Source organism: Serratia sp. ASV30, from assembly GCF_016428815.1.
GTDB lineage: Bacteria > Pseudomonadota > Gammaproteobacteria > Enterobacterales > Enterobacteriaceae > Chania > Chania fonticola_C.
Map to the genome: position 1 here is coordinate 1 of NZ_JAELTL010000127.1, position 2,471 is coordinate 2,471.

2 protein-coding genes are annotated in these 2,471 nt (G+C 48.2%); both read left to right on the forward strand.

Features of this window, described 5'->3' with window-relative positions:
• Positions 1-79 precede the first annotated feature (79 nt).
• Positions 80-1,135, forward strand: coding sequence for a fimbria/pilus outer membrane usher protein (locus tag JHD74_RS25590; protein WP_255519195.1), 1,056 nt, complete (start codon positions 80-82; stop codon positions 1,133-1,135).
• Between the two features lie 17 nt (positions 1,136-1,152).
• Positions 1,153-2,352 carry a fimbrial protein gene (locus JHD74_RS25595; protein WP_199063856.1) on the forward strand — a complete coding sequence of 400 codons (1,200 nt, stop codon included), beginning with the start codon at positions 1,153-1,155 and terminating at the stop codon, positions 2,350-2,352.
• The last annotated feature ends 119 nt before the right edge of the window (positions 2,353-2,471 follow it).

The window sequence follows — 2,471 nt, forward strand, 5'->3', positions numbered from 1 at the left end:
CTCATCCCGCGACCCCCGATATCTACACCCAGTTGGCATCGTCGGCAGCGTCAGATGTGTATAAGAGACAGGTCATGTTCTGCGCCAGAAAGGGCGCTTTGAACTGGCAATCAGTCAACAAGTTTTAGATTACGGTAGTCTGTTTATTTCTGGTTCTATCCTATCCTATTGGGATAGGTCAGGCTCATCGAGCAATTATCAGGCAGGATATTCATTTTTAGTTAAGAATATTAATGTTGGCACTTCTATTTCGCGAGTAAGCAATAATTCAGGCGAAAGCGAAAATCAATATATGCTGACATTAAGTATCCCCTTTGGGGGTGAACGTTATGGATATCATAGTGTTACCACCAGCCTTAACACTAATAGCGAAGGCTTGTCGCAAACCACGCTGGGTCTTAATGGCTCACTGGGGCAGGATAACTCTCTGTCTTATGGAATGTCAGGCAGTACTGATTCCCACAATCAGAGCTCTGTGTCTGGCAATATGGCTAAAAATCACTCCATGGGTCAGGCATCAGTGTCAGCCAGCCAGGGAAAAAATTTCCGGCAATATGCCTTGGGGATGTCCGGCTCTGCGGTTGTTCATTCAGGTGGGCTGACTTTGGGGCAATATGCTGCAGATGCCATGGCGTTGGTAGAGGCAAAAGATGCCGCAGGTGCCAGAGTGGAAAATATTTCAGGCGTCACTATTGACCGTTTCGGTTATGCGATTGTGCCTTATCTCAGTGCTTATCGCAATAACACTATTAATATCGATCCACAAGGCATGCCTGAAAATACAGAGCTTTTAAGCAGTGGTAGCAAAGTTGTGCCCTACAGTGGCGCAATCGTCAAAGTTAAATTCGATACCCGTTCAGGAAATAAGGCGTTCATCGAAAGTACGACACCTGATGGTGAACCTTTACCTATGGGAGCAATGGTTGTGGATGAGAAGGGAAATAATGTCGGTATGGTTGGTCAGGGTGGCGTACTGTATGCCAGTGGCTTGAATGATGATGGCCTGCTGCTTGTCTCTTGGCGCTCCGATTTAACCGGCCAGTGCCGTATTCGCTATCATTTTGCCAAAGAGAAAGCGACTGACAAAAACCATGGGATGCGCCAATTATCCCTGCCATGTACCCCCATGAAATAAGTGGCCAGAGAACAAAGATGAAACTATTTTTATTAAAAATCATACGTAATGAACGGGCAGTGAGAGTATTGCTTATCACCTTATTGTCTGGCTTGTTACCCCAGCAGGCCCTGGCCGTAAGAGCCTGTGTCTATACCCCTGGCATTCCAGTACTGAGCCCCTACGTAGAGGTGCCCTCGGCAAACGGTATAGTCGCCGTGAATGATGGTAAATACCCCGCCCCGATGAATAGCACTTATGCCACGCCATCATCGAACAGCGGCAGTGCTGCATGGAGCTTGACCTGTACAGCACCCGTGCAGGTCACTCCGGTGTTACAAACACACTTGATTCCAGATACCCGGTTTACCAATAAGGGTTATCCGAATATGCAGCAGACCACCGCCTATGGTAGTGGCAACTATTACTATTCTGCAGAAATGTGGTACAACAGCCCGGCCGGGGATAAGGTCTGGTTTACCGGTGCCGCAGGTACTAATACTCTGGGTGCACCTTTTATCCTGGCTGCCAACGCAACACCTACCAACCCGGTGGTGATCCGTATGCAGGATTTTGGGATCCAGAATGTGGGTTTTCAGGGGTATCAAACGGCTAACGCCGTAGCCGGTTCGTTTACTTGGGGAACAGGTGGTCTCCTGCACTATATGCGATTTCGGATGGTTAATTATACCAGTTCGGATAAAACCGCTTATGATGACTTTTATTTTAACTTATATGTTGACCATGTGAATTTTTCGGTCCGTACCTGCGGCATTGTTTCCAGCGATCTGTTTAAAACAGTAAATATGGGTAACCGGATTTCCTCTGAATTTTCCAGTCAGAATGTGGGGGCGACCACGACACCGGTATCATTCCAAATTGGCCTGCGTTGCTTGCCGAAAACCGCAGTCACTTATCGAGTTAATGCCGGTCAGGCTGATACCATCAATGATCCTAGTAATACGCTTGGCTTGATTGCATTCAGTGGCAGTAATGTGGCAAAAGGGTTTGCACTTCAGCTTAAATCATTACCTTTTGGGCCGTCTGGTGGGCAATACCAACCCGTTAAATTTGGTGTAGCAAACACCTCGTCTGCACTTGCCGTAGGTGATGCTGTGGGTAGTGTGACCTCAGATGTTATTCGGTTCACGGCTAACTATTACAGGACAGCAAATGCGCAGAGTTCCAGCAGTGGAACTGCAAATGCAACGGCAACTATTGATATCAACTATCAATAATGAGCTTTCTGTAATCAGCTGTTCCTGTCTCTTATACACATCTGACGCTGCCGACGATGCCAACTAAAAAGGGGGGGGGGGGGGGGGGGGGGGGGGGGGGGGGGGGGGGGGGGGGGGGG